Genomic DNA, 1,928 nt, shown 5'->3' with positions numbered 1-1,928 from the left:
GCCTGACTCCCTCGCGTATCCGGCTCAGGTAATGCCTCGCGCGTTCCGCCGCATCACCGCTGACGGCCTTTTGCAGCAAATGGCTGAAGCCGTCAATCGAGTTCAGGGGAGAGCGCAAGTCATGCGCGAGCGAATACGAGAAGGCTTCGAGTTCCTTGTTGGACTGGCGCAAAGCCGCTTCGGTTGCCCTGAGATCCTGCACGGTATCTTCCAGGCTGCTCACCTGTGCTGCCGCGCGCCGCGCCAGCTCCCATTTGGCGGTCAGTGTTCTCGCGAGCTGGCTGACTTCGATCATGTCGAATGGCTTTTTGAGCACCAGCAGGCGGTCCTGCACGTCCAGCCGCGCCAGCACATTTTCCCAAGGGTGGTCGGAGTAGGCTGTGCAGATCACGATCTGCACATGCGGATCAACACGCCAAAGCCGCTCGATGGTCTCCACCCCGTCCCAGCCCGGCGGCATGCGCATGTCCACAAAAGCCATGGCATAGGGCCGCCCGGCCCGGATGGATTCCTCCACCTTGGCCACACCTTCGGCGCCCTGATAAGCGGAGTCCAGTTCAAAATCACCGTAGGAAATCTGCGTGACCTCACCAAACAACTCGGTTTCGGCAACGTCCAGATCACGCGCCACCGGTTTCGCCGCGAGGATTTTGCGAAAGTCCTCATGGATCGAYAGCATGTCGTCGATCAGCAGGATGCGCTGGTTCTGTAGCTGCGTCATGATTTGGTCTGCGCGATATCCATTGGCAGCTCCAGTGTGAAGGTGGCCCCCAGACCCGGCCCGTCGCTGTGAGCGGAAAGTGTCCCGCCCATCTGGCTGACCGCCAGCGCGCAACTGTGCAAACCAAAGCCGTGGCCTGTTTTGCGCGTCGTAAATCCGTGCGAGAAAATCCGCGTGAGGTTTTCCGCCGGTATCCCCTCTCCCTTATCCATGACAGAGACCCGCAAGGTCGACTCGCCAACAGGCTCCACCCGCAATGTGATCTGGTGCGATGCGGCCGACATACCCGCCATGGCATTTTTGGCGTTGCTGATCAGGTTCACGAGAATCTGCAGCACCCGGGAACGGTCCAGCAGCGCTTCTGGCACCTGCGCGAACTCCTTCACCACAGTGACCCCGTGGCGCGCCAGTGAGACACCGTTCATTCGCAGGGCGTCCTCCACCAGGTCACAGATCTGCACCGGTTCAACAATGCTGCTCCCGCCTGCGTACGATTGCTGGGTGGCAACGACGTCCTTGATGTGGTCGATGCTTCTGGTGAGGAGTTCCAGCTCCTTGAGCATGCCCTGCTGCTCCTGCACCAGGGTCTGGGAGATCCCATTCAAATAGCCGGGCAGTATCTTGCCTTTCTCGTCGTGAACCAGAAAGTGGGCAAGGTCCGCGGCGTGCTCGTTCATCAGCTGCACGCCCCGGGAAAGCCCCTGCACCCTTGATTTGTGCAAGGTGCTGCCGATGAGGTCGGCCGAGACGTTGACGCTGTTGAGGATGTTGCCCACGTTGTGCAGCACATTGGTGGCGATCTCTGCCATGCCCGCCTGGCGCGCCGCGGTCATCAGCTCGCTTTGCGCCTGGCGCAGCTCCTGTGTCCGTTCCTGCACGCGCTGTTCAAGGTGCTCATTGGCCGCCTGGAGTTCCGTGTTGACGCGCCGGATCACGGCATGGCTGCGCAACACGTGAAGGGCTGCATACAGCAGCAGGGCCACCAGCACCGCAGAGAAAATCAGYAGGTAGCGGCCGTAGCGCTCGCCCTCCACCCCCGCGCGCTGCTGCTCGATCGTTGATGCATCGTTGGCCGCATCGAGCAATTTGGCGGTCGGTGCCGAAGAAATACCCGCGAGAAGTTCATTGACTGTTTTTTGTTCGCGCAGGATGGTCTGGACATGCGCGCGGAAGATCCCCAGCCTGTCGGAAATGCCCGGCGGAGTAT

2 protein-coding genes are annotated in these 1,928 nt (G+C 60.9%); both read right to left on the bottom strand.

The genetic code is table 11. The features are described 5' to 3' along the window. The coding region (locus tag AC1DWI_RS21195; protein ID WP_477725679.1) for a histidine kinase dimerization/phospho-acceptor domain-containing protein at positions 1-721 on the bottom strand (721 nt) is incomplete at its 3' end. Continuing rightward, the coding region (locus tag AC1DWI_RS21190; RefSeq protein ID WP_477725678.1) for a sensor histidine kinase at positions 718-1,928 on the bottom strand (1,211 nt) is incomplete at its 5' end. The genes AC1DWI_RS21195 and AC1DWI_RS21190, both read right to left, overlap by 4 nt.

The sequence above is a fragment of the Polaromonas sp. P3_C2 genome (assembly GCF_056402675.1).
This window is presented reverse-complemented; position numbering and strand designations above follow the sequence as displayed.